Genomic DNA, 23,481 nt, shown 5'->3' with positions numbered 1-23,481 from the left:
TTAATTACTACCACTGTCTACCTTACTTCCCTTCTTCTCCTCCTCCGTCACCTGCGCCAGCTTCTGCTGGGCCTGTAACCGCAACTCCTCGATCTTGGCATTTTCAATGATGCTCTGATAGGTCGCCTTTGCATTGAAATAGTCCTTCTCCGCAAAATAGATATCCCCCAGCAACAGGTAAGCCTTCGTCACCCACTCTTCATACGACCCGGATTTATTCACCACTTCGAATGCCGCCTTCTCCGCATCTTTCAGCTGACCGGCGCCGAAAAGACAGGCCGCGATCTGGTACCGCGCCTCCGCGCTATAAGCCGATTTGGTCAGACCCGCGGCGACCCGAAAGTACTGCAGCGCCTGCTCACACTGGTTGTTCACCTGGAAGGATTTGGCGATCGCCATATTGGCCAGCACCTTGTCATCCGTGCTCACTCCCCGCTGGCCAAGCAGCTCCTTTGCATTGGCCACCGCATCCGGCCACTTCTGCAGCTGGTACTGGCTGCGCAGCAGGCCGCGCATCGCCTCCATCTTATTTGCTTCGGAAGACGCAAAGTCCTTCAGCCGGCTGAAATATTTCTCGGCATTCGCATAGTCCTTCAGGTTGAAATAATAGAGGGTCGCAGCCTGTAGCAGCGACTTCTCGCCGAATCTGTTCGGCGCCCGGTCCCCGACCACCGCATAACCGACCACCGCCTTCGCATAGTCCTTCTGCGAGAAATAGATCTCACTCTTATAATAGTTGGCCTCCAATGAATATTTTCCATTGGGGAACTTGGCCAGGTATGCCTCGAAGCGTTGGACCGCAGCTGGGAAATTCCCGTTGTTGAACTGCACCTCCGCCTCCTGGTAGGCCAGCTGGTCCTCCTGGCTCGCACTGACCTCGACCCCCATCCCCTTGGCAAAGTTGACATACTCCCCACTCCGGCCTTCCTCCACATAGATGGTCTTTGCATTGTCCAATCCATCCTGCGCCTCGGGGGAATTTGGATACTGCCGCAGCAGCGAATCATATTGCCTCAGCGCTTCGGCATTATTATTCAGATTGTACCAGGCGATCCCCGATTGCAGATAGGCCTTCGGTTTCAAAGCATCGGCGCCGGGCGTCCGCAACACATTCTTCAGATAGGGCAACGCCTCCCGGTACTGCTCCCCGGCAAGATAGGTCCCCGCCACCTCCATATTGACATCCGCCGCAAGACCCGAGGTCGGGTATCGCCTCGCAAAGGAGTTCAACAGGTCTATCTTCTGCCTTCCGTTACTGACCCCCGCGATCATCGCCTTCTGAAGCGTGGCATAATCACTCGCCGGCCAGCTGAGGTCCAGCACCCTGTTGTACATCGCCAGCGCCGTCTTATAGTCCCGGTTCATATAATAACAGTCCGCATCCCGGAGATACGCATCCTGCTCCAAAGGAGAAGAACCGAGGCTGGGCGCCCGGACCACCTTCTCGAAAAAACCCTGCGCCTGACGATAGTTCTCCTTTTTCAGGAAGCAATATCCCAGGTTATAATTGGCGTCCGTCGGATTCACTTCCCCGTTGACGACCGGGGTCTTAAGATATTCGATATAATACCGGATCGCATCGTCGATCCGGCTCAGCCGGTAGGCGATCTCTCCCTTCCAGAAATGGATATAAGGCAGCACGCTTGAATTATTGGGCGATTTCAGCGCCTTGTCCAGAAGTTCGTTTGCATTCAACAGCATCCCGTCATTCACCAACTCCGTCGCCCGGCCATAGAGGATCCGCGGGATCAGCCGCTTCGCATTCTCCGAAGGATGGTCCAGGCTGTCCAGCAAGGTCAGCGCATCCCGGTAATTATTGGTGCCGGCAAGCACACTGACCAACATATCCCTTCCCTCCTCGGCATATTCCGACTTCGGATACCGCTGCAGGAATCCCTGCAGTTCCGTTAAAGCCACATCCTGGAAACCCAGCTCGTACGACAGCTTGGCGTAATTGAACTTCGAGATCTCCTTCTGCTTGGGGTTGCTGCTGTTGATGCTGCAGAACAAGAAAGCATTCCGCGCATTGGCCTTCTGGCCGGTCCGCAGATAAGCATCCCCCAGCAGGTACATCGCATTCTGTGACATGCTGTCGGCCGCCCCGCCCAGCTGCTTGAACCCGCTGATCGCCTTGTTCCAGTCCCTGGTCTGGTAATAACAGTAGGACAGCTCATACAGGTCCTCACGGCTCACCTTCTTGGAAGAATTGACATATTGCTCGAGGAAAGGCAGCGCCTTGGCAAAATCCTGCTTCTCGTAATACCCATGACCTACCAGTTGCCGCAGCTCCGAGTCATAATATTGGTTACCCTTCTTCAGATGCGCCTCCGCATATCCGATGGCTTTGTCCTTCTGGCCCTGCGCAAGGTAGATGTTGGCGACATAGTAAGGGACCACCTTTTCATAGGTAGGCGAATTCTCTACGATCTTAAAAGCCTCCAGGGCATCGTTGTATTTCCGCTGGTAAAAGCAGATGAACCCGTAATAGTAATTGGCGTCGGAATAATTGGGGTCCTTCGGCATCTGCCGGACGGCATTGAACAACGGCAAGGCATTGTCGAACTGTTTGGTCGTAAAATAACAATACCCTTCATGAAATTTCAGGTCCGCGATCTCCCGGTTGCTGAGATTCTCGATATCGGCATGCTCATACAATTTTACCGCATTGGCATAGTCCTTTTGACGGAAATAATATTCGGCAAGGTGGAAGCTGAGCATCGCCACGCGGGGCGCATTGTTCTCCAGTTCGATATAATCCTCCGCCGCCGTCACCGCGATCTTATCGTTCTGTTCCAGCGCACAGACCAGGTAATAGTATTTTACATCCTGGTATTCGACGGCGTTATTGCTCTTGTCCGTCTCCCGAAGCGTATACCGCAGATCCCGGAAGATCGGGTAGGCAAGACTATAGAACTCATGCTCGAAGAACTCCTTCCCCTGCCTGAACTCGGCCTGCGGGTCGTCATAATAACGCGTCTGCTGGGCAAAACAACAACAGGTCAGCAGAATGGCGAATAGCGATAATGCAGTATGCTTCACTGGAAATAAAGTTTGAATTGTGCCCGAAACGTCCGTTCCCAACAGGCCTAACGCGCTAAGTTTCTAATTATTTTGCCTTTTACCAAACATCGTTCCAAACACGTGTGGATAACTGCAAGGATTAACATTTCCTTATAACTCTTTGCACCACAACTCGCAATTGCTATCTTCACGGCAAATTCAAATCGCACATGAAAAAGTTCTTCTCCACCGCCTACTCCGAATCCGCCTTCAACGTCGCAACGCTGGCGATCCGCGCGGTCTTCGGTCTTATTCTCTGCTACTTCTATGGACTCGAAAAAATAAAGAACTTCAGCCATCTTCAAACCGTCTTCCCCGATCCCTTCCATATCGGTCATCGCATATCCCTCGCCCTCGTCGTCTTCGCCGAGCTGCTCTGCAGCCTCCTCGTCGCCCTGGGCTTCCTTACCCGCTTCGCCTCCCTTGTCCTCGTCATCGAATTTGTCGTCGCCGAATTCCTGATCCACAAAGGCCACGTCGCAACAATGAACGGCGCCCTGCACGAGCAGGCCTGGCTCTATCTCGCAGCCTTCTTCTCCATCCTGCTGGTAGGCCCCGGCCGTATCAGCATCGACGGCGCAATGGGCAAGTGATCCGCTGGGCAAATAACTCTACATCATGTACACAAGCGAAACACAAGTAAGGGTCCGCTACGCCGAGACCGACCAGATGAACATCGTCTATCACGGTAATTATGCCCAATATTTCGAGGTCGGCCGCGTCGAAGCCATCCGCCAATTAGGCTTTAGCTACAAAGACCTCGAATCGACAGGAATAATCATGCCCGTCATCGAGTGGACCGCAAAATTCCTCCGCCCCGCCCACTACGACGATCTCCTCACCGTCCGGACGACCCTCAAAGACTGGCCGGTCGATCACCGCATCGAATTCCACCAGGAAGTCTACAACCAGCGCGGAAAGCTCCTCACCACCGGCCTCGTCCGCCTCTACTTCCTCGTCGCCAAAACCATGGAAAAGACAAGTATGCCGCCCGAAATGGCCGACCGCCTAAGGCCGTGGTTCCCGTCAGAACCATAACGGGCCGGAAACCCCTATCTTTATCGAATGAATAAGGTTGTTGCCAGCATCATTACCATCGGAGATGAACTATTGATTGGCCAGGTGATCGACACCAACAGCGCCTGGATGGCGCAGGAACTCAACAAATACGGCATCTGGGTCGCCCGCCGCGTGGCAGTCGGCGACGTCTGGGACGATATCTGGCTGGCCCTCGATGAAGAATCCCGCCGCTCCTCCATCATCCTCATCACAGGCGGCCTCGGCCCCACCGCCGACGACATCACAAAACCACTATTAAACAAGTATTTCGGCGGCAAAATGATCATCGACGAAAAAGCCCTCGACAATGTCAAATGGATCTTCGAGCGGGTCCTGAAACGCCCCATGATCGACCGCAACCTCAGGCAGGCCGAAGTGCCGGACTCCTGTACCGTCATCCCAAACAAACGCGGCACCGCCCCCGGCATGTGGTTCGAACGGGAAGGCCGCATCTTCGTCTCGATGCCGGGCGTTCCCCATGAAATGAAAGGGATGATGACCGACGACATCCTTCCCACCCTCCGCGAACGCTTCCAGCTGCCCTATATCGCCCATCGGACCCTACTCACCGCCGGCATCGGCGAATCCTTCCTGGCCGAACACATAAAGACATTCGAAGAAGCCCTCCCCGCCTCCATCAAACTGGCCTATCTGCCCAACTACGGCATGGTCCGCCTCCGGCTGACGATCCGCGGCGGAGACCCAAACGATACCGCGACGGCCGAAACCCTCCTCCAGCAGCGGTTCGACACCCTTAAGGGACTGGTCGCCGAATGGATGGTCACCGACGAGGATATCTCCCTGCAGGAAGCCATCGGCCGCCTGCTGAAAACCCACGGTAAGACCCTCGGCACCGCCGAAAGCTGCACCGGCGGCTACATCGCCCACCTCATCACATCCATCCCCGGCAGCAGCATCTATTACAAAGGAAGCATCGTCAGCTATGCCAACGAGGTAAAAATGCATTCCCTCGGCGTAAGCGCCGGCACCATCGCGGCCCACGGCGCCGTCAGCGAAGAGACCGTCCGGGAGATGATCCACGGCGCCCTCACCGGACTCGACACGGACTATGCCATCGCCACCTCAGGCATCATGGGCCCGGACGGCGGCACTCCCGATAAACCGGTCGGCACGGTCTGGATCGCCGTTGGAAACCGTCAAAATATTCTTGCTCAGAAATTTTCATTCCGCTTCGATCGCCTCCGGAATATTGAATTAACGGCAACAAATGCCCTCAACCTGTTAAGGAAATTCATAGTTTCACCCGCTCAATAGACCCGCTCATCCCGCACCCATGATGAAAATCGAAAAAAGACTACCTTTGACAATCTTAAATTCAACGTATTATGTCCCTTGTTGACCTGGTAATGCCAAAAATGGGTGAAAGCATCATGGAAGCCACGATCCTGAAATGGCACAAACAACCCGGCGATGCTATAAAGCAGGATGAGACCCTTTTGGAAATCGCCACCGACAAAGTGGACTCCGAAGTGCCCTCCATAACGGAAGGGGTCGTGGAACAACTCCTCTACCAGGTCAATGACGTTGTGCCCATCGGCTCCGTCATTGCCCGCATCCGGACCAATAACGGCACGGCCGCCGCAACACCGGCACAGCCCGCCGTCACAACCCATGCCCCCGCACAGCCTCTCGCAACGGCGCAGGCAACGGTCATCGACACCGCCGCACCACGGCAGCGCCCCGCCGCCGTAAACACGGGCGGACCAAGATTCTACTCCCCTCTCGTCCTCAATATCGCCGCAGGCGAAGGCATCCCGCTCAGCGAGCTGGAATCCATCCCCGGCTCCGGCAACGAAGGCCGCGTCACCAAAAAGGATATCCTCCAATACATCGCCGACCGCAAATCCGGCCATACCGCCGCAAGCCAGGTCGCCGGCGGAAGCTCCACCCAAGCCGCAACCCAAACCCCCGCTCGCACGGAGACCCCTGTACGCACGGAAGCAGTACCAACCCAACCGCCCATGGTCATCCAAAGCGGGAATGTCGAGATCGTCGAGATGGATCGCATGCGTCGCCTCATCGCCGACCACATGGTCCGCAGCGTTCACACCAGCCCGCACGTCACCAGTGTCTCCGAAGCCGACGTCACCCATCTCGTACACTGGCGCGACAAGGTCAAAAAAGAATTCGAGACAAGAGAGAATACAAAGCTCACCTTCACCCCGCTGTTCATCGAAGCGGTTATCCGGTGCATCAAGAAATACCCGCTGATCAACAGCTCCCTCGACGGCGACAGGATCATCATCAAAAAGGACATCAACATCGGTATGGCCACCGCCCTGCCCTCCGGTAACCTCATCGTCCCCGTTATCCGCAACGCCGATCAGCTCAACCTCACCGGCCTGGCCCGCCAGGTCAACACCCTCGCGGACAACGCCCGCCAGAACAAGCTGCGGCCGGAAGACACCCAGGGCGGCACCTTCACCCTCACCAACGTCGGCACCTTCGGCAGCCTGCTCGGCACCCCGATCATCAACCAACCGCAGGTAGCCATCCTGGCCGTCGGCGCGATCAAAAAGCGGCCCGTCGTCCTCGAAACCGACGGCGGCGACGCGATCGTCATCCGGCACATGATGTACCTGTCCCTCTCCTATGACCACCGCATCATCGACGGCAGCCTCGGCGCCACCTTCTGCTCGGCCGTAGCCCGCGAACTGGAGAACTTCCCGGCCGACAGACAGCTGTAAGGCGCCCCCTTGCATCTTTCAGAGGAATTTCGTAAATTCAACTAATGCATGAATTAAATGAAGCTCCATGAAGACGCTATCCGAGACCTGGTTCGCCGACGGTTACATTGATTTCGAACTGAAAAAATACACCCTACTCGCCTATCTGCAGGAAATACACCGCTATTTCAATGAAAATAAGCTGTACCCGCAACTGGCCGACATCATCTTTCATTATAACAACCTCGCCGCCTTCCGCGAGAACAAAAAATACCTGCAGGAGCAATTCCCCAAAAAACTTACCGGTATCCAGATAGAAAAATTACAGATCCTCTACGAACAGATGATCGAGGATGATGAACTGATGAAAGAGCTCGAAGAGATCATCAATTATGCCACCACGGAGATCCGCCAGACCATCAGCAACGGCACCGAGATCTACGAGTTCGTCGAAGACAAGCTGGTCATCTATCCCATCGGCCTCGTACCCCTCGAAAACGTTGAAGGATATTTTTTCCTCAGCACCGGCGCCGCCACCGACACCCGCGTCTATCAATACCGGCTCAGCTTCTTCGAGAAACACGACGAAAAATATCGAAGCATCCGCACCGAATACATCGATACCTGGTCCCGCAGCATCGTCAACACCTACGAGAATATCAAGGCCGAACTGCTCCGCCTCAAAACCGGGCTGCCCAACCCGGCCGTATACTCCATCGAAACGGATTTGAAATTTCCCGTGGACGAGACCCTCCTGCCGATCGCCAAACGAAGCCTCGTCCGCTATATCAGCGGCCGCGCCGCCTGACGGACCACCGGTCCGTCGGCCGAAGGCCCGACATCATTGGCTTTGCGCCGGAGGGTAAGTTGCCTTTGACCCGGAGGCGCGAAGTGCCCGGCGGCGCCACAACCGCAACGTCTGCAAAACAATGGAAAGAAGAATAAGAAAGAACCCCACATAAAACCCACCCCCCAAATACCGATCCTCCCGAAACAGAACAAAAGCCAAAAGTATCCCATACACCGGCTCCAAATTATAACTCAAATTCACCGTAAACGCCGAGATCTTCTGCAACGCACTCATCGAAAGATTGAAAGCCAGCACCGTACATGCCCAGCTTAACACCAGCAGCCATCCCCAGTCGGCCAGGCCCGGAAGCAGGGAAGGGGCCGGAAACAGATACAAGTACAACGGCATCAGCACCGACAACACAAGAAACCCGCCCGTCAGCTCATACAAGGTCACATTCTCCGAAGACACCCGCCGCAGCACCCGCTTGTTCAGCACGGGAAACAGGCTGCCCAGTAACGCCGATACCAGCCCGATAAGGATACCCGTCTTATAATGGGGATCAACCTGGAAGATAAAGAGGATGCCCACGATCACCAGCATCCCAAGCAACAGCTCCACCCGGTCCACCCGATGCTTCATCACGAGCGGCTCGATCAGCGCCGTGAAAAACCCAATCGCCGAGAAACACAACAACCCCACCGATACATTGGAATACTTGATGCTCGCATAAAAGCTCACCCAATGCAGCGCCGCGATCCCCCCGATCCCAAAGATGCGCCACAGATCGCGCCGGCCGATCCCAACCGATTGCTTACGCAACAAGGCCAGTAGCCATAACGAAGGCACAGTGAGCAAAAGCCGGTACCAAACCAATAAACCCGCATTAAGGGAAATAAGCCTGCCGAGTACGCCGGTAAGGCCTGCGAGAAGAACGGCTATATGCAGCCGGATGAACGCTTTTTTCATTTTGCCGGGACGGAATTCGCCCCCACAGCGGCCACTACGTCATTTTTTACGCGGTTGCGATAATTCTTGAACAACGAGTGCCAGCGCAGATTCAGCACCCCAAGAACGCCCTCCTTCACGATCCCCTTATTCATCTTGCTGACGCCAAACTTCCGGTCTTCGAAGATTATCGGCACCTCCTTGATCTTGAACCCCAGCTTCCACGCCGCAAACTTCATCTCGATCTGGAACGCATACCCCACGAACTTGATCTGGTCGAGGTTGATCGTCTCGAGAACCTCCTTCCGGTAACAGACAAAACCGGCCGTGGGGTCCTGGACAGGCATCCAGGTTATCAGCCGGGTATATATCGACCCACCCCGCGATAGCAGGATCCGGTCCTTGGGCCAATTGATATTGCCGCCTCCCTTTACATAACGGGAACCGACAGCCACATCCGCCCCCTGGTACTTACAGGCATCATAAAGCCGGATCAGGTCCCTGGGGTTATGCGAGAAATCGGCATCCATCTCGAAAATGAACGAATAATTGTTCCGTACCGCCCATTTGAACCCGTAGATATAGGCCGTACCCAAACCCAGCTTGCCCTGCCGCTCTTCCAGGTACAGCTGACCGGGATATTTCCCCTTCAGCTGCCGCACTATCTCCGCAGTCCCATCCGGCGAGCTATCGTCGATCACCAGCACATGAAAGCCCTGACCCAACCGAAAGATGGCTTCCAGGATAGCAGCGATATTCTCCCGTTCGTTGTAAGTAGGTATGATGACGATCTTTTCCAACTAGTTAGTTGATTATGCGTTAAGATGCAAAGTTACAATTTTTCAGCAGCGGCCTGTTGCCGCTAACCCTTTTTTAACATAGTCCTGTTGAAGATTTCCGTCAGTTTCTGCTTGGTATGCAGTGGGAAATCGCCCTTCATCATCCAATCATAGTATTGCGGCTCCGCCTTCAGGATCTCGGCTACCGATCGCCCCTTGTACTTGCCGAAGTTAAAGACTTCCACCCCGTTCTCCAACACAAACCGCCGCGCAAAATCCACCAGCGGCTCTTCGCCTATACATTTGAGGATGGTATCGATATTCGTTCCCAATTGGGGATATTTTACCACCTGCGCAACCAGCACCTCCCAGGTGGCCGAAGCATCCGCCTCCGCACCATGGGCGCCCTCCAGCTCCTTTTGACAGTAGAACCGGTAAGCCGCGCTAAGCGTCCGCTGCTCCATCATGTGAAAGATCTTCTGTACGTCCAGCAGCTTCCTTCCTTTGCTGTCGAATTCCATTCCTATCCGCAGGAATTCTTCGACCAGCATCGGGATATCGAATCGGTTGGAATTATATCCCGCCAGGTCACAATGATCGAGGAACTGCTTCAATTCGTTGGCCACCTGCCGGAATGTGGGCGCATCCTTCACCATCTCGTTCGTGATCCCATGGATATCCGTCGATGTGCTTGAAATAGGTATTTCCGGGTTCAGCAGCTTCCGCTTTATCTGCTTCTTCCCATCGGGCATGACCTTCACGATGGCAATTTCCACGATTCGGTCAGTCCCGAGATTGACCCCCGTCGTCTCAAGGTCCAGGATCGCTAAGGGGCGTGTAAGTTGTAGCATTCTAATCTATAATATTAAAAAATCTCTTATAGTGAGCCCGTCGAAATTACCAGAGCTCATCAATAGCAAATTAACATTTTTGTAAGACTGTTGCGCCAGCCAGTCCCGCAATTCTTCCTTCTCCGTCACCACCGCAAGACCGGCCTTGCCAAAGCCCGCCGCCACTTTATCCTTCGGCAGCAGGGGTAAGCGCTTCAGTTCAAGGGCATGACGCGAGTAGAACACCGCCGCATGGTCCGCCAGGTCCAGCGCTCCGGAATACTCCGACAGGAACTGCTCGTTCAGACTGCTGTACGTATGGAGCTCCAGCACCGCGATCAATTCCCGATCCGGGAACTGCGTTTTCACCGCCTGGATCGTCGCCTTTACCTTCGAAGGAGCATGGGCAAAGTCCCGGTAGACATTCAACCCCTCCTTCTTTTCGATCAGCTCCAACCGCTTGGCCGCACCCGAAAAAGCCGCCATCCCCTGCAAAAAGCTCCTGGCGTCCATCCCCAACTCCCTGGCAACCAGGAAGGCTGCGTGGAAGTTCAAAAGGTTATGCTCGCCAAAGACCTTTAAGGGTCCGGATTGACCTTCCAGCGTAGCAAGCGTTATGCCGTTTTCAATGCGGTATTCCGGAATTCCATAACCGACCTTTCGAACGGGGGCCGGGTGTTCATCCACCAGCCTCTTCAATACGGGATCCGTCTCATTGTAGATAAGGACGCCCCCCGGCTCGATCATGCCTATGAAGATGCGAAACTGCTCGAGGTAATTGTCGAAGGTCGGGAAGACATTGATATGGTCCCAGGCAATCCCCGTAAGGACCGCGATATGCGGATGAAGAAAATGGAATTTCGGCCGCTTTTCCAATACGCTGGCCGGATACTCATCGCCTTCGCAGACGATTACCGGCGCATGAGTGATATTCACCGACTGCGAAAACCCATCCAGTCGTGCCCCGACCAGGTAGTCGAAGTCTTTCCCGGCCGCGGCCAGCACATTCATGATCATCGCGGTCGTCGTCGTCTTCCCATGACTGCCTCCCACCACAACCCGTTTCTTGTCCCGGCTCTCCCGGTAGATATATTCCGGGAAGGAGTATATCGGCAAGGACAACTCGAGCGCGCGCTGCAGCTCGGGATTGTCCCCTTTGGCGTGCATCCCAAGGATCACCGCATCGAGATTGGCGTGGATCCGCCCCCCTTCCCAGCCCATCTTAACCGGCAACAACCCCTCCTTTTGCAGATTTGTCAACGCCGGTTCAAAGATCTCGTCGTCGCTTCCCGTCACTTCATATCCTTTGCGGCTCAAGGCAATAGCCAGCTGATGCATCACGCTTCCACCGATCGCGATAAAATGAACTTTCATAATTGATCCCTTAGGGCTTGCGAATATCGATTTTTTGTTTTTATTTTGTGCCAGATCATTGCGAATTCTACGAATTCTTTCTCTATCCTTTCGAAAATCTCCCCTAATTTAATGTCCTGGCCTTCGGCCGCCGAACCTTCGGTTCGTCCTGTAATGTCCTGGCCTTCGGCCGCCGAACCTTCGGTCAATCCTGTAATGTCCTGGCCTTCGGCCGCCGAACATGTGGTTCGATCCGTATCCCCTCCTTTGAAACCCGCGCAGGTTCCATTCGACCACTGGAGAGACATTTTCTCCGGATGAATTACCTGGTCCAAGATTCCCCAACCAGGCAATTTTCGTTCGTTCATCTTAAATACCACAAAAATGAGAAAGACAATCGTTATTTTGGCTCTTGCTATGGCTGTTGCCACCGCTTTTACTTCCTGTGCTTCGACCTACGGTTCGGGCTCGCGCGGCGGGTGCAAGATGAGTCAGGGTTATGTTGGCTACCGCTAGTCCAGCTTCCCCTCACCCGAAAAATATTGAAAAGGTTATCCCCGGATAACCTTTTTGTATTATCCGCGTTATATTGCATATGAATTGGATCACCCTGCAGACCGAAGCCCAGCTGGAAGAAATAAGGCAGAGATCGGCCTCCCGCCCCCAGCTCATCTTCAAACACAGTACCCGCTGCTCCACCAGCGCCCTCGTCAAAGGCCGCCTGGAAAGGGCCAAACAGCCGGAAACCATTGATTTCTACTTCCTCGACCTCATCCGGAACAGGCCCGTTTCCAACAAAATAGCCGAAGATTTCTTCGTCGGGCACGAATCCCCCCAGGTCTTACTCATCCGTAACGGAGAATGCGTCTACGACGAAAGTCACATGGGCATCACCATGGATGATATCCTCGACGCCGCAGCCTAGCAGCCGGGATAAAAGCCATTCCTTCGTATCTTCCGGTTCAAACGACCGGACATGCCTCTTTTTGACTTTAGCCACGACTTTAGCGCCAACAAGACCACCCGATCGACCGAGATCGTCGCCGGCGTATCCTCCTTCCTCGCCACGTCTTATATAATAGTCGTCAATCCGGCCATCCTCAGCCTCACCGGCATGCCCTTCTCCGGCGTCCTCACCGCCACCGTCCTCGTCTCCTTCTTCAGCACCCTGATGATGGGCCTGTACGCCCGCAACCCCGTCCTCGTCGCTCCGGGGATGGGCCTGAATGCATTTTTCACCTTTACTGCCGTCGCAGCCCTCAAGATCCCCTGGCCCGTCGCCCTGGGCGCCGTTTTCTGGTCCGGCATCTTCTTCTTACTTCTCACTCTATTGAATATCAGGCTTTTAATTCTCCGTGCCATTCCCCGCCCCCTTCGGTATGCCATCGCCGGCGGAATTGGCCTGTTCATCACCCTGATCGGCTTTGTAAACGCAGGCTTTGTCGTCCACAAGCCCGGAACCATTGTCGGCATCGCGCCCCTTAGCCCCGCCGTAGGCGTCTTCCTGGCGGGTCTTTTTGTTTCCGCCTTGCTCATCGCCCGTGGAGTCAAAGGAGCTATATTATATGGTATTGTTTTCACCACACTCTGCGCCTGGCCACTCGGCCTGGTAAAACCCACCGGCTGGTGGGCCCCGCCGGACTTCAGCCTCCTGTTCCGCCTCGATCTCGTTCATTCCCTGAAATGGGCAGCCATCCCGGTCATCTTTTCCTTCATCTTTACTGATCTTTTCGACAGTCTTTCGACCCTCGTAGGCCTGGCCGAGGCCGCGCAGCTGCTGGATGAGAATGGCGAACCCCGCCATGTCCGGCGGGCCCTCTTCACCGACGCCGTGGCCACCACCATCGCCGGTTTGCTCGGCTCCAGTCCGGGCACGGCCTATTTCGAATCCGCCGTCGGCATCGAGGCCGGCGGGCGCACCGGGTTCACCGCCGTCGTCGCCGCATTTCTCTTCCTGCCCTTTCTCTTCCTGTCGCCGTTGCTTTCCGCGATACCGCCGATCGCCACCGCACCCGCCCTCGTGCTCGTGGGCGTATTCATGCTCCGGCCCGTAAGCCGTATCCAGTGGCAGCTTCCCGATGAAGCGATCCCCGCCTTCCTGGCGCTGGTGCTGATCCCCTTTACGTATTCGATCACCCAGGGCATCATCTGGGGCTTCTTTTCCTGGACCGCGATAAAGGCGGGTGTAGGTAAATACAAAGAGATAACCCTAGCCCTATTGGTCATCGATGCCCTGGCGCTCCTATCTTTACTCATTGAATAGACTGGCTATGAATACATCCATCCGGCTGCTTCTCTTCATCCTCCTTCTGGCACCCCGCCCCTCCATCGCCCAAACCACTGCGATCCTCGGCGCCTATGGAGAGGAGATCTCGCTCTTACTCGGAAAAGTTCAGGATAAAAAGGAATCGGTCATCGCCGGTCTCCACTTCACCGAGGGAACCCTCAATGGAAGGAAGGTGGTTGTTGCCCTCACGGGGATCGGGAAGGTCAACGCCGCGATCACCACTACGCTGATGATCGAGCATTTTCGCCCCGCCGAGCTGCTCTTCAGCGGAATTGCCGGCGGTGTCGACCCGGCCCTGTCGCCCGGCGACCTGGTCATCGGGAAAGAGCTGGCTTACCATGACTATGGGATACTTGGCGATACGTTAAGGCTGGATTCCACCCGCAACCCCGCGACAACAAGGCGGAATCCCCTGTATTTTCCCAGTAGCGACCGGCTCATCCGCATCGCCGAGAACGTAGGCCGCAACCTGCCTCTGGAGAAACCCATCGAGGGCAGACCCGCGCCCCGGGTTGTCACTGGAACGATCGTCACCGGTGATGTCTTCGTCTCCAGCCGCGTCGTCACCCAGCGATTCTGGCAGAACATGCGCGCCGAAGCAACCGATATGGAGGGAGCTGCTGTGGCCCAGGCCTGCTGGCAGCAACAGGTGCCATTCATCGTCATCCGGTCGCTCAGCGATGGCGCCGATGGTGAAGCGGAAAAGGACATCGCCCGGTTCTATCGCGCGGCCGCCCATAACGCCGCCATGCTCGTCGCCGCCATTACCGGCCAGCTGGCCATACTCAGAACCGGTAGCCCTTCGACCCCCTGAAGGCAACCCGCCTGGCAAAAACCCGCGTCCGGCGGGCATTTTAATAGGGCTTTTGCCCGATCACATTCCCTGGGACCGAGTAGCGGCAGACCAGGTAATCCATCTCCCCATTGCTCGCCAGCGCGCACCCGACGGTTGTCGTATTCTTCCAGACGATTTGGGTATAATGTCCGACCATAGCGGATTTATTCGTGCTCACGTCGGGGAACACCCCGTATTTGAAGACACTTTTCTCATCCCCCCACTTCGCCACCATGTCGGTGTAGGAAAAGGCGTCCGCCGTTCCCCAGAACAGATTTTCTCCCTCTTTGCCCCTGACCGAGCCATCATGCTGTCCCTGGTTGATGGAAGCCAGGTGCTGCGCCCACGCCAGCGCATCCTTTGCCAATTCCGGCGACCATACCAAGTCAGGCAACTGCAAGGCCGAACGGTACGTATTATGTTGCTGCAATATGGCAGAAATAAAGGAAGGGTCTTTATATATCGATTTTGTGCTCTGGGAATAACCATGAAGGACGAAAGATAAAAATAAGGCGACGAACAGGGAGTTACGGTACATATTTTTTCGTTTATGAATAATAGATGGACCCATAGAACGTTTAAGGTCCGGAAAAATTCTAACGACGCTTGCAGGAAAAAGTTAAAACGGAAAATTAATCGATCGAAGTTGCTACTCTAATAATTTTTGCCGATATTTAACTAGTAATAACCTGTTCCTTTTTTATCCTCCTTTTTCTATTCATATCCGACCCGTTACAATACGTTTCTCCCTATCCACAGATGATTACTGTAAACAATTTTGCCATAAGCCCAGGTCTTGTGTTCAAATTATTTTAACTATGTTCAAGCGACAGGTATTGCTGGAGTGTATCTCGGCCCTACTGATACTGCTTTTCGTGTACGCTAGCCTAAGTAAATTTCTCGATTTCAGGACCTTTTATAAGGAGATGGATAATCAGCCGCTGCCCAATTCATGGACGCCCGTCCTCGTTTGGGTGATCCCCTGTACGGAAGTAGCCATCTCCGTTAGCCTAATCTTCGAACGTACGAGACTGTTAGGTTTCTATAGTTCCCTGATCGTAATGGGCCTCTTCACGATCTATACAGGTATCGTTCTCGCACATTTCTTTCCGTATGTCCCATGCTCCTGCGGCGGTGTCATCAAACGCCTCACGTGGACGCAGCATCTCTTTTTAAACCTTTTCTTTGTGGGGATCTCGATTGTCGGCGTGGTCATTCAAACCAGGAAACGTTTCACCCAAATATCAGTTAATTCAAAAAACAAAAACAGTTTCGTATGAAAAAAATCAAAGCGACCATTTTGTCTCTGGCCGTCGTATTCAGCGTCTGCGCCGCCTTCGCCACAAAGCCCCATTGGGATTGCACTACGCTGCCCCAGTATTGGTTTAACGGGACCGGATATCAACCGGTATCTCAATTCTATGGCTGCATGCAAGGCAGTACGACCTGCACTTTCTATACACTGAATGGTGGTATTACCTATTCACCTTGCGCCGTGGGAACATATAACAATTGCCCAAGCTGCACAGTTGAAACTCCAAACGCCCCTCACATCAACACGGCTCATTGATTTCGGGGATTCTGTTGTATTGCCCCATTAAGGCTAATTACATCAGGTGGTATAGGCAATGTGTAGTTTAAATTATTCGGCGCCAGTGTATACCTCTTCGTGTTTTGTGCTGAGTCGACCAGCACACGCGTTAAGGTTATATTGGCGCCCTCTTTGTTCAATCGGCGCAGATCAGTCCACCGCAGCCCACGAAAAGCGAGTTCCTTCCTTCGTTCAGTACGCACCAATTCCAGCACATTTCCCACCGATGCAACCGTATAGTCAGTAAAGGTTCCTGGCTTCCAACGGCTTCTCAGCAAGATGTTGATGTCATTAATTGCAGCCAATGCATCGCCCGCTTTCGCAGCTCCTTCCGCCCGTATCAGAAATAATTCGTCCACCGCAAGGCCTCCGAAGGGATAAGCCATTCCAGTGTAGCCAAACCTCAGGGAAGTCGTGTCGCTCGGCCTCGATCGGTAGAAGGTTATCCGTCGAAGGTCATTTGAATCATAGGACTTGATAAGCCCGGTGTCGATCCACGTGGTTGGATAATTCGCCGAAATGGATGAAAAATAAGCTACAGTGTTCGGACCACCCAGGAAACTCGCCTGGTAAAGCGTTTCGGGGTTGAGCATGTTGATCGGCACTGGCGTAGTTACCGCCAGGTCGCTATAATCCATAAGCGTGGAATATACTTGCAGAACGCTGTCTGCGCAAAGTCGAGCCTTAGTATAATTCCGCATACTGAGATACACGCGGGCCAGTAGCGCCTGCGCGGTGACCTCCGTCGGCCGGTTAAGGACCTTTCCCGGCAAATCGGTCGGCAAAAATGCTTCTGCATTATGCAGATCATTCAAAATCTGATCATAGGTGACTTGGACACTCGATCGGGCGGAAAGAGTATCGACCAGCGAACTGGTCCGAATGGGAATCCCCAGGTCAGTGCTCGCTGTTGTACTATCATATATTGGGGCAAACAGTTGTGCAAGATTATAAAAGGCAAAGGCCCGACAAAAAAGAGCAGCCCCCTCTATCGCCTTCCATTGCGCCACGCTATCCGGAGCCAATTTCATTTTTTTTATCCCTTCCAGCACCACATTAGCATAATATACCTGCTGATAAGGTACATTCCAATCCTGTTGCTCGCCCTGTCCACCATAAATATCTTTAGCCCAAATGTATGCATTGTGTTCCCGCGTCGGCAGGATTAACCAAGCCGGATACGAAACAAAATAATTGTCAGCGGACGCTTCACCAAGTGTCGGCACAAGGCCGAATACCTTTACATTATCCATCAAAGCCTGGAAATCACTTAGGGTTGTAGGCACTACCAGCGTAGTGCTTGGCTTTTTATTCAGAAAATCCTGCTTATGGCAAGCAATACCCAGCATCCAAAGAGCGGGAATCAGCCACAAAAGATTTATCGATTTAAGCAGTTGGCTCATTATAAACTCTTTAATAATCGATTTTCACTCCTACTGCCAGGGTCTTGGGTGGTGACAAAGTTTGTACATAGTCCGGATCGATCCCAGCATGATTTGCCTTCCAGAGAATGCCGATATTATTTGCATATAGATAGAATTTTATTGCCTGGACTGGCAGATTTGGATGTGTTGGTCGACCAAGAGTATACCCCAATTGCAAATCTTGCAACCGAACATTATCACCCCGTTCGATCAACGCCTCCGAATTTCGATAGAAATCGTCTCGGTTGGGGTCTGTAGATAGTACCAAAGAGGGCACATTGGTTCGCTTCTCATCTCCTGCGGTTTGCCAGCGCCGTTCATAGTCGGGATGGCCGGGTGACGCCTGAATAAAGACGTTGTAATAAAAAATAGAGCTGCGACGAAATACGTAGCCGAATTTATAAATAACATTGAACGAAAGCTCCCATTGTTTCCGGTAAAAGGTATTTCGCCAACTGCCGAATAGAGTAGGATTGGCAGCGCCCTTATAGATCATATTGCTGAGTATATCCGAACCAAGAATATTCGCGTAATCAGTACTCATTTTGCCTTGGAATAATCCCTGCGGATCACCTGTCTGCGCGCTCAGCCCCTTCCAGGGTAGAGCAAAAATGGAATACAGCGGTCTCCCTTTCAATGGATTGATCGTTCCTACAGACATATAGTCTCGCACCGTTCCTTGCTTCGCGAGGTAGCGCGTCACTCTATCTCGAGCAAAACTGAAAAGCAGAACGGCATTCCAGCGGACGGAACCAATATTAATATTTCCCTGCAAAGTCATATCAAGTCCATGATTGATCATATTGGCGGTATTGCCTGTAAAGGTTGAAAAACCTGTCGTGGGGTCGAGGGGACTCTCGCCAATTAGGTCGATACCAGATTTGATAAAATATTCAATAGTGCCGCTAAGACGGTTTTCTTTCGTAGCAAAGTCGATCCCTGCATTGAATATTTGTACTCGTTCCCATCGCAAAGAGGGGTTAGCCGGATTGACAATCGAAGCATTAATATTGTTGTAAGGATTCAACCCTCCATTGATTACTGCTGTAGTATACGCCGATACATTCCGGTCAATGTTCCCGTTATAACCATTTGTAACCCGCAGTCTCAAAAAAGGCATGGAACTCCAGCGGTAAAATTGCTCTTTTGACAATTCCCAGGCCCCGCCTACCGACCAAAGCGGTACACCTTTTTGATTAGCATTGACCCCGAACAAATTAGACTCATCCCGCCGGACGCTGGCTGAAAGCATATATCGACCGCGGTAGAGATAGCTGCCATTTGCATAATAGGAGATATAACGTTCGGCGCTGCCCGTTCTCGTGTCCTGATAGGGTAGTTGCATAGGTTGGTCATTCGTGTAATTTGGATAGCTATGTAAATAGTCAACCGGGATACTGCTACCTAATTCTGGGTTATATCCGTATAACCAGTTCACCCGCCCGGTTCCCTCTATATCTCGAACCTCGCTCCCTGTCATTAGGCTCAACCATCCATTTCGAAACAGCGAATCATTGTAGCTCAACAGAAGTCTGACATTATTTCCACTAATAGCGCTAAGGTTCTCATTCAGGATACCCCCGCGAGGTACTGGAAAGTTGAAAATGCCAGCTGAATCCTGCGCGAAAGAGTTGATCAGATTCCTTGCTCTGTACGTCTTAAGGCTAAAATACTGCACGAAATTGGAATCGGTCTTGCTGTACTGATAGTAGGCTCGTGCCTCCAATCCCTTTCGAATGCAATACCGCAAGCCCAAATTAATCCGGTAATCATTCAGGTGAACGACATTATTCGCATTCCTTAGTTCATCCAATGGCCGGTAGTGCCAGTCCAGTAACTTTCCTCCACCGGCCGTATCTACATAGGGCAGGCGGAGGCCATAAGCCACAGGAAGGGGATTTCTTTGGGCATCGGCCAGTTTGGCGTATGGATAATTGATCCCATAGTTTCCCGAATTGTTTAAATAGGTCGTGCTGCCCGCAAAAATCAGGTTCGTGCTCAATTCCAATTTCTTCGGCACCAATGTATAACTATTATTCCCTAACAGTGTGACCCGGTCATAATCATCATGTGTCAGAAAAGTCAGATTCCGATCATATCCGGCAGACAAATAATATTGATCCTTCTCATTCCCGCCGGAAAAACTCAAGGAATACCGGCTATTTAATCCTCGTCGGTAAAAATATCTGTCCACATCCTTCCGCGTATCTATTTTTTTCAACGCATTAATCTGTCTCGCGGAGTCGTCCGCCGTAATCATTCCTCGACTCCGTTGGCCAAAAATCTCTACTGCCGGCGTCAAAGCAGGGTACAAAGGACTCGTAAAATAGCCATCATACCATCCCTGTCTGAACAAATACTGCTCAATATCAATATAATCACTCGATGACAATACCTGCGGATAATACAAATTCACCTTTTGACTCCCCGTCTGACTCGTCGTAAAGCTAATCCTCTGCCCCTGCCCCGCCTTCGCCTTCTTTGTCGTTATCACAATCACTCCATTCCCCGCAAAAGCGCCCCAAATAGCCGCCGCAGCCGCATCCTTCAATACCGTAATATTCTCAACGTCCGCCGGATTGATATTATTAATATCCCCATTGTAAGGAAAATTGTCCAAAATGATCAACGGATTCGGATTCCCAAAAATCGTACTCCGCCCCCGCACCGAGATCGTCGACTGATTAACCCCGCTGGCAATATTCTTATTAAACAGAACCCCACTCGTCACCCCATCAATATGATCCAAAATATTCGGCGCCACATGCCGATTCAAAAGATCATTGTCCACCACATCGAACGACCCCGTCGTATTCAACTTCCGCTGATCCTGGTACCCCGTATGCACCGTAACCACCTCTAACGTCCCCACATGCGACGCCAACTCCACCTGCAGATCCCTACCCGGCTCCGGCAACGCCACCTCCTTTCGCTCATATCCTACCATGCTGAACACCAAATGGACACCCGCATAATGCACCCATACCTTGAACTCCCCATTGTCCCCACTCATCGCATCTCCCTCCCCCACAACATGGATCGACACACGCGCCATCGGCTCCCTGTTCTCGTCAAAGACCCACCCATGCACCTCCCGATCCTCCTTTGGCCTCACCCGGATGGAAATAGTGCGATCCACCGTATTGACCTCATAGATCAACGGCTGGTCCCTGAAACAAAGACTCAACACCTCATCGATACTCGCATTGGTAACGGAAAAGCTCACCGGCCGGCTGACCGACGGCCAATCACCAAAACCGGCATACGTATAACCTGTCTTCTCATGAATATCATCCAGCACTTTTTGAAGGGGAGCGTTCTTCTCGGTTAATGTAATGGCAATAGCAGGCTGACAATAGGCAGGTCGGCTTTTAATAAGGAATGGCAGCAGAAGGAAAACAGTCAGTTTCAGTGGCCTCATTAACCGGGCTGGTTTATGCAACTAAAGTTACAGCCTACAAATCATGAATGAATATAAAATAAATACTTATTTTTTCTATTCACCCATGACCGCAGGCTGTAACGGCGGACTCGGTTCAATGGTTATGGACAATATGCTCTAAAGTGTGACTTTCACTTTCGTCCCGTGATTGCTGACTTTCATCCCCTGGAATTGTCTAAGATTAGCCGTCAAATCCTTGGCTCTTGAAACAGACCCTGAGACTCTCGTAACAGCAATATTTTGATCGTATTCTATCTCAACGTTATAATACCTCTCCAAAACACGCGCAACTACCTGGAACTCCTCGTTTCGGAATACGAAATACCCCGTCTTCCATGCCATCACATCCCCAATATCAACCCTGGGGACTATCGCAATGTCTCCCGTTGAAGGATAGGTTATAATCCCCTGCTGACCCGGAGTCAACTTTTTCTTGTCTGACCGGCTCTCGATCGACACCGATCCATCGATCAACGTCGTCTTGCACACCGACTCATCCCCATACGCTCTCACGTTGAAGCTCGTACCCAACACATCCACCTCCGCATCCTTTACAAGCACCCGAAAAGGCCGCGCCGCATTCGGCTTCACTTCAAAATACGCTTCTCCGGATAATTCCACCACCCTCTCCGAGCCTGTAAACGTCTCCGGGTATCTCAATGTGGAAGCAACATTCAACAATACCTTGCTTCCGTCCGCTAATAGCAATTCCTTCTTGTCTTCACCACCTTTGGGATTCTCGGCCGTCTTCACCGCCGACGTAAAATCAGTCAGTTTATGAAACCCCGGCTTCACACTACCCTGCTGAGTATACCAGATCGCACCCGCCCCCAACACAACAACCACCGAAGCGGCCGCAACCCAGGTCTTGCGCCTGAAGCTCCATTTCTCCCCAATCACCGGGATCGGCGCTTCTTCTACTCCCAGATCGTCCAGTTTGCCCTCCAACCGGGCCTTCCACTCCGCCGACGGCATCAGCCCCGTAACATCCCAACGCTCATGCTGCGCCTCATGCTCATCCGCAATATCATTCAACTCCTCCAGGGTCGCCCCTTTCAGCCAGCGCAGAAACGTCGCATATTCCTCCCGGGTGTAATCCCCGTTGACGAAGTGAGCGACAAATTGCTTGGCTTCCTGTAGATTCATAACATAAGGTGTCTTATCTCTAAAGACACTTAACGGGCCGGAGAGGATACCTCACCCCATAAATTTTTTTGAATTTTTTTTAAGCTCCGCCAGCCGCTGCCAAGCCCCCGGCTAAAGCAAAGCCCCGGCCATCGCTCAGCAAACCTCCAAAAGAGAAAGAAAAAGGAACAAAAAGACCGTCATCTCCCCATGCTCCTGCAAATATTGCCGCACAAAAGCCGTAGCCGCATACAACTGCTTCTTCACACCCGCCCGCGAAATATTCAACTCCGCAGCGATCTCATCCAAAGAAAGCCCGTCATCGATGCTCATTTTCAATACTTTACGCCGACCCGGCGGAAGCTTGTCCATCGCCTCCTGCGCAATCCGGTAATATTGCCGGAACAGGATCTCACTCTCCAGGTCATCCCCCACCGTCTCAGCCACCCCATCCAACTCCCTCACCTTCTGCTGCACCTTCAGACTCCGCAGATAATTAAAGACCACATTCCGCGTGATCAGAAAAAGATAGCTCTTCAACGACTCCACCTTACCCAAATGCTCGCGCTTTTCCCATATGCGGACAAAAACATCCTGCGTCAGCTCCTCAAGACTGCCGCCCGATGGCTCGAACAGCGCAATATACCGTTGCACATACCCATAATAATGTGTGTAAAAAATTCGGAACGCATCCCGATCTCCCTGGGATATCTGCCGGAGCAGGTCTGGCTCATTATGGATCCGTTCAAAAGGCACTCCGTAAAATAACGAGATATTCCCGTCCACGGCGGCAAAAGACCGGCTTTTTGTGATTTATTTTCACCGATATCCACGGTCTACTTCCAAACAAGCACGATCATCCCCCCAAAGATCAAAACAGCAGCAATCAATACTCTCGCAGTCAACGGCTCCCGCAAAAAGAAAAAAGCCAGAAAGATCGTAAAAAGAATACTCCCCTTATCGATGATGCTCACCTCCTGCACCCTGCCGATCTGCAACGCGCGGTAATAAAAAAGCCAGGACATCCCCGTAGCCACCGCCGACAAGACCAGAAAAAGCCAATTGTTTCGTGACAATCCCCTAAGCCCAGCCGCCACACTGCCCCGGAACAACACAATGCCCCACGTGATCAACAATATCACCGCCGTGCGGATCGCCGTCGCCAGGTCGGAATTGACATCTTTCAACCCCGCCTTGGCAAATATCGCCGTCAACGCAGCAAAGAACGCCGACAACAAAGCATACACCAACCACAATGGAAAACTGGACAT

General features: G+C 52.7%; 21 protein-coding genes. 9 read left to right on the top strand and 12 right to left on the bottom strand.

Features of this window, described 5'->3' with window-relative positions:
* The gene (locus VHE34_RS11175; RefSeq protein ID WP_325587793.1) at positions 1-3,039 is read right to left on the bottom strand and encodes a tetratricopeptide repeat protein; all 3,039 of its coding nucleotides are present in this window, start codon (positions 3,037-3,039) and stop codon (positions 1-3) included.
* 191 nt (positions 3,040-3,230) lie between these two features.
* On the opposite strand from VHE34_RS11175, the gene VHE34_RS11170 reads away from it, so the two are divergent.
* The 5 genes from VHE34_RS11170 to VHE34_RS11150 all read left to right on the top strand — a co-directional run bounded on the left by VHE34_RS11170 (position 3,231) and on the right by VHE34_RS11150 (position 7,614).
* On the top strand, positions 3,231-3,653 hold the full coding sequence (locus VHE34_RS11170) for a DoxX family protein (RefSeq protein ID WP_325587791.1): 423 nt from the start codon (positions 3,231-3,233) through the stop codon (positions 3,651-3,653).
* A gap of 25 nt (positions 3,654-3,678) precedes the next feature.
* On the top strand, positions 3,679-4,098 hold the full coding sequence (locus VHE34_RS11165; protein ID WP_325587789.1) for a thioesterase family protein: 420 nt from the start codon (positions 3,679-3,681) through the stop codon (positions 4,096-4,098).
* Between the two features lie 27 nt (positions 4,099-4,125).
* Positions 4,126-5,394 (top strand): CinA family nicotinamide mononucleotide deamidase-related protein, encoded by a 1,269-nt coding sequence (locus VHE34_RS11160; protein ID WP_325587787.1) that lies wholly within the window; start codon positions 4,126-4,128, stop codon positions 5,392-5,394.
* Positions 5,395-5,465: 71 nt separating this feature from the next.
* A complete protein-coding gene (locus VHE34_RS11155; protein WP_325587785.1) occupies positions 5,466-6,827 on the top strand; it encodes a dihydrolipoamide acetyltransferase family protein in 1,362 nt (453 codons plus the stop codon).
* A gap of 67 nt (positions 6,828-6,894) precedes the next feature.
* Positions 6,895-7,614: a hypothetical protein gene (locus tag VHE34_RS11150; RefSeq protein WP_325587782.1), complete on the top strand. Its 720-nt coding sequence runs from the start codon at positions 6,895-6,897 to the stop codon at positions 7,612-7,614.
* A 33-nt stretch (positions 7,615-7,647) separates the two neighbouring features.
* On the opposite strand, the gene VHE34_RS11145 is transcribed toward VHE34_RS11150, so the two are convergent.
* The 5 genes from VHE34_RS11145 to VHE34_RS11125 form a co-directional block, all read right to left on the bottom strand.
* On the bottom strand, positions 7,648-8,565 hold the full coding sequence (locus VHE34_RS11145) for a DMT family transporter (protein ID WP_325587780.1): 918 nt from the start codon (positions 8,563-8,565) through the stop codon (positions 7,648-7,650).
* Complete coding sequence (locus VHE34_RS11140) at positions 8,562-9,344, bottom strand: polyprenol monophosphomannose synthase (protein ID WP_325587778.1); 783 nt, start codon at positions 9,342-9,344, stop codon at positions 8,562-8,564. The genes VHE34_RS11145 and VHE34_RS11140 overlap by 4 nt, the downstream gene beginning before the upstream one ends.
* A 62-nt stretch (positions 9,345-9,406) precedes the next feature.
* Positions 9,407-10,174: a 3'-5' exonuclease gene (locus tag VHE34_RS11135; RefSeq protein ID WP_325587776.1), complete on the bottom strand. Its 768-nt coding sequence runs from the start codon at positions 10,172-10,174 to the stop codon at positions 9,407-9,409.
* A gap of 6 nt (positions 10,175-10,180) precedes the next feature.
* The gene (locus tag VHE34_RS11130; RefSeq protein WP_325587774.1) at positions 10,181-11,527 is read right to left on the bottom strand and encodes a UDP-N-acetylmuramate--L-alanine ligase; all 1,347 of its coding nucleotides are present in this window, start codon (positions 11,525-11,527) and stop codon (positions 10,181-10,183) included.
* The gene (locus tag VHE34_RS11125) at positions 11,524-11,874 is read right to left on the bottom strand and encodes a hypothetical protein (RefSeq protein ID WP_325587772.1); all 351 of its coding nucleotides are present in this window, start codon (positions 11,872-11,874) and stop codon (positions 11,524-11,526) included. The genes VHE34_RS11130 and VHE34_RS11125 overlap by 4 nt, the downstream gene beginning before the upstream one ends.
* 227 nt (positions 11,875-12,101) lie before the next feature.
* On the opposite strand from VHE34_RS11125, the gene ytxJ reads away from it, so the two are divergent.
* From ytxJ to VHE34_RS11110, 3 genes are read left to right on the top strand one after another with little or no spacing between them, the layout of a single operon-like run.
* Positions 12,102-12,431, top strand: a complete 330-nt coding sequence (gene ytxJ / locus VHE34_RS11120) for a bacillithiol system redox-active protein YtxJ (protein WP_325587770.1) — start codon at positions 12,102-12,104, stop codon at positions 12,429-12,431.
* Between the two features lie 51 nt (positions 12,432-12,482).
* Positions 12,483-13,769, top strand: coding sequence for an NCS2 family permease (locus VHE34_RS11115; RefSeq protein WP_325587768.1), 1,287 nt, complete (start codon positions 12,483-12,485; stop codon positions 13,767-13,769).
* A 7-nt stretch (positions 13,770-13,776) separates the two neighbouring features.
* Positions 13,777-14,607: a 5'-methylthioadenosine/adenosylhomocysteine nucleosidase gene (locus VHE34_RS11110; RefSeq protein WP_325587766.1), complete on the top strand. Its 831-nt coding sequence runs from the start codon at positions 13,777-13,779 to the stop codon at positions 14,605-14,607.
* A 40-nt stretch (positions 14,608-14,647) separates the two neighbouring features.
* On the opposite strand, the gene VHE34_RS11105 is transcribed toward VHE34_RS11110, so the two are convergent.
* Positions 14,648-15,166 (bottom strand): CAP domain-containing protein, encoded by a 519-nt coding sequence (locus VHE34_RS11105; protein ID WP_325587764.1) that lies wholly within the window; start codon positions 15,164-15,166, stop codon positions 14,648-14,650.
* A gap of 280 nt (positions 15,167-15,446) precedes the next feature.
* Here VHE34_RS11105 and VHE34_RS11100 point away from each other — a divergent pair, with 280 nt between their 5' ends.
* Positions 15,447-15,908 carry a MauE/DoxX family redox-associated membrane protein gene (locus tag VHE34_RS11100; protein WP_325587762.1) on the top strand — a complete coding sequence of 154 codons (462 nt, stop codon included), beginning with the start codon at positions 15,447-15,449 and terminating at the stop codon, positions 15,906-15,908.
* A gap of 283 nt (positions 15,909-16,191) precedes the next feature.
* Here the strand turns inward: VHE34_RS11100 and VHE34_RS11095 are convergent, their stop codons facing one another.
* From VHE34_RS11095 to VHE34_RS11075, 5 genes are all read right to left on the bottom strand, one after another.
* Positions 16,192-17,622: a RagB/SusD family nutrient uptake outer membrane protein gene (locus VHE34_RS11095; protein WP_325587760.1), complete on the bottom strand. Its 1,431-nt coding sequence runs from the start codon at positions 17,620-17,622 to the stop codon at positions 16,192-16,194.
* Positions 17,623-17,632: 10 nt separating this feature from the next.
* Entirely contained in the window at positions 17,633-21,064 is a 3,432-nt protein-coding gene (locus VHE34_RS11090; RefSeq protein ID WP_325587756.1) for a SusC/RagA family TonB-linked outer membrane protein, read from the bottom strand.
* Between the two features lie 138 nt (positions 21,065-21,202).
* Positions 21,203-22,231: a FecR family protein gene (locus VHE34_RS11085; protein WP_325587754.1), complete on the bottom strand. Its 1,029-nt coding sequence runs from the start codon at positions 22,229-22,231 to the stop codon at positions 21,203-21,205.
* 135 nt (positions 22,232-22,366) lie between these two features.
* Complete coding sequence (locus tag VHE34_RS11080) at positions 22,367-22,966, bottom strand: RNA polymerase sigma factor (RefSeq protein ID WP_325587752.1); 600 nt, start codon at positions 22,964-22,966, stop codon at positions 22,367-22,369.
* Between the two features lie 80 nt (positions 22,967-23,046).
* Complete coding sequence (locus VHE34_RS11075; RefSeq protein ID WP_325587750.1) at positions 23,047-23,481, bottom strand: EamA family transporter; 435 nt, start codon at positions 23,479-23,481, stop codon at positions 23,047-23,049.

Origin of the sequence: Puia sp. (assembly GCF_035546395.1) — a bacterium.
Classification (GTDB): domain Bacteria; phylum Bacteroidota; class Bacteroidia; order Chitinophagales; family Chitinophagaceae; genus Puia.
Note: the sequence above shows the minus strand (reverse complement) of the source record. Positions and strands in the feature narration are given on the sequence as shown.

Coding starts and splice junctions, on each gene's coding strand:
- ytxJ (WP_325587770.1), top strand. CDS start 12,102: ATGAATTGGATCACCCTGCAGACCGAAGCCCAGCTGGAAGAAATAAGG.
- VHE34_RS11110 (WP_325587766.1), top strand. CDS start 13,777: ATGAATACATCCATCCGGCTGCTTCTCTTCATCCTCCTTCTGGCACCC.
- VHE34_RS11125 (WP_325587772.1), bottom strand. CDS start 11,874: ATGAACGAACGAAAATTGCCTGGTTGGGGAATCTTGGACCAGGTAATT.
- VHE34_RS11100 (WP_325587762.1), top strand. CDS start 15,447: ATGTTCAAGCGACAGGTATTGCTGGAGTGTATCTCGGCCCTACTGATA.
- VHE34_RS11145 (WP_325587780.1), bottom strand. CDS start 8,565: ATGAAAAAAGCGTTCATCCGGCTGCATATAGCCGTTCTTCTCGCAGGC.
- VHE34_RS11090 (WP_325587756.1), bottom strand. CDS start 21,064: ATGAGGCCACTGAAACTGACTGTTTTCCTTCTGCTGCCATTCCTTATT.
- VHE34_RS11095 (WP_325587760.1), bottom strand. CDS start 17,622: ATGAGCCAACTGCTTAAATCGATAAATCTTTTGTGGCTGATTCCCGCT.
- VHE34_RS11130 (WP_325587774.1), bottom strand. CDS start 11,527: ATGAAAGTTCATTTTATCGCGATCGGTGGAAGCGTGATGCATCAGCTG.
- VHE34_RS11170 (WP_325587791.1), top strand. CDS start 3,231: ATGAAAAAGTTCTTCTCCACCGCCTACTCCGAATCCGCCTTCAACGTC.
- VHE34_RS11155 (WP_325587785.1), top strand. CDS start 5,466: ATGTCCCTTGTTGACCTGGTAATGCCAAAAATGGGTGAAAGCATCATG.
- VHE34_RS11075 (WP_325587750.1), bottom strand. CDS start 23,481: ATGTCCAGTTTTCCATTGTGGTTGGTGTATGCTTTGTTGTCGGCGTTC.
- VHE34_RS11160 (WP_325587787.1), top strand. CDS start 4,126: ATGAATAAGGTTGTTGCCAGCATCATTACCATCGGAGATGAACTATTG.
- VHE34_RS11135 (WP_325587776.1), bottom strand. CDS start 10,174: ATGCTACAACTTACACGCCCCTTAGCGATCCTGGACCTTGAGACGACG.
- VHE34_RS11165 (WP_325587789.1), top strand. CDS start 3,679: ATGTACACAAGCGAAACACAAGTAAGGGTCCGCTACGCCGAGACCGAC.
- VHE34_RS11085 (WP_325587754.1), bottom strand. CDS start 22,231: ATGAATCTACAGGAAGCCAAGCAATTTGTCGCTCACTTCGTCAACGGG.
- VHE34_RS11150 (WP_325587782.1), top strand. CDS start 6,895: ATGAAGACGCTATCCGAGACCTGGTTCGCCGACGGTTACATTGATTTC.
- VHE34_RS11105 (WP_325587764.1), bottom strand. CDS start 15,166: ATGTACCGTAACTCCCTGTTCGTCGCCTTATTTTTATCTTTCGTCCTT.
- VHE34_RS11115 (WP_325587768.1), top strand. CDS start 12,483: ATGCCTCTTTTTGACTTTAGCCACGACTTTAGCGCCAACAAGACCACC.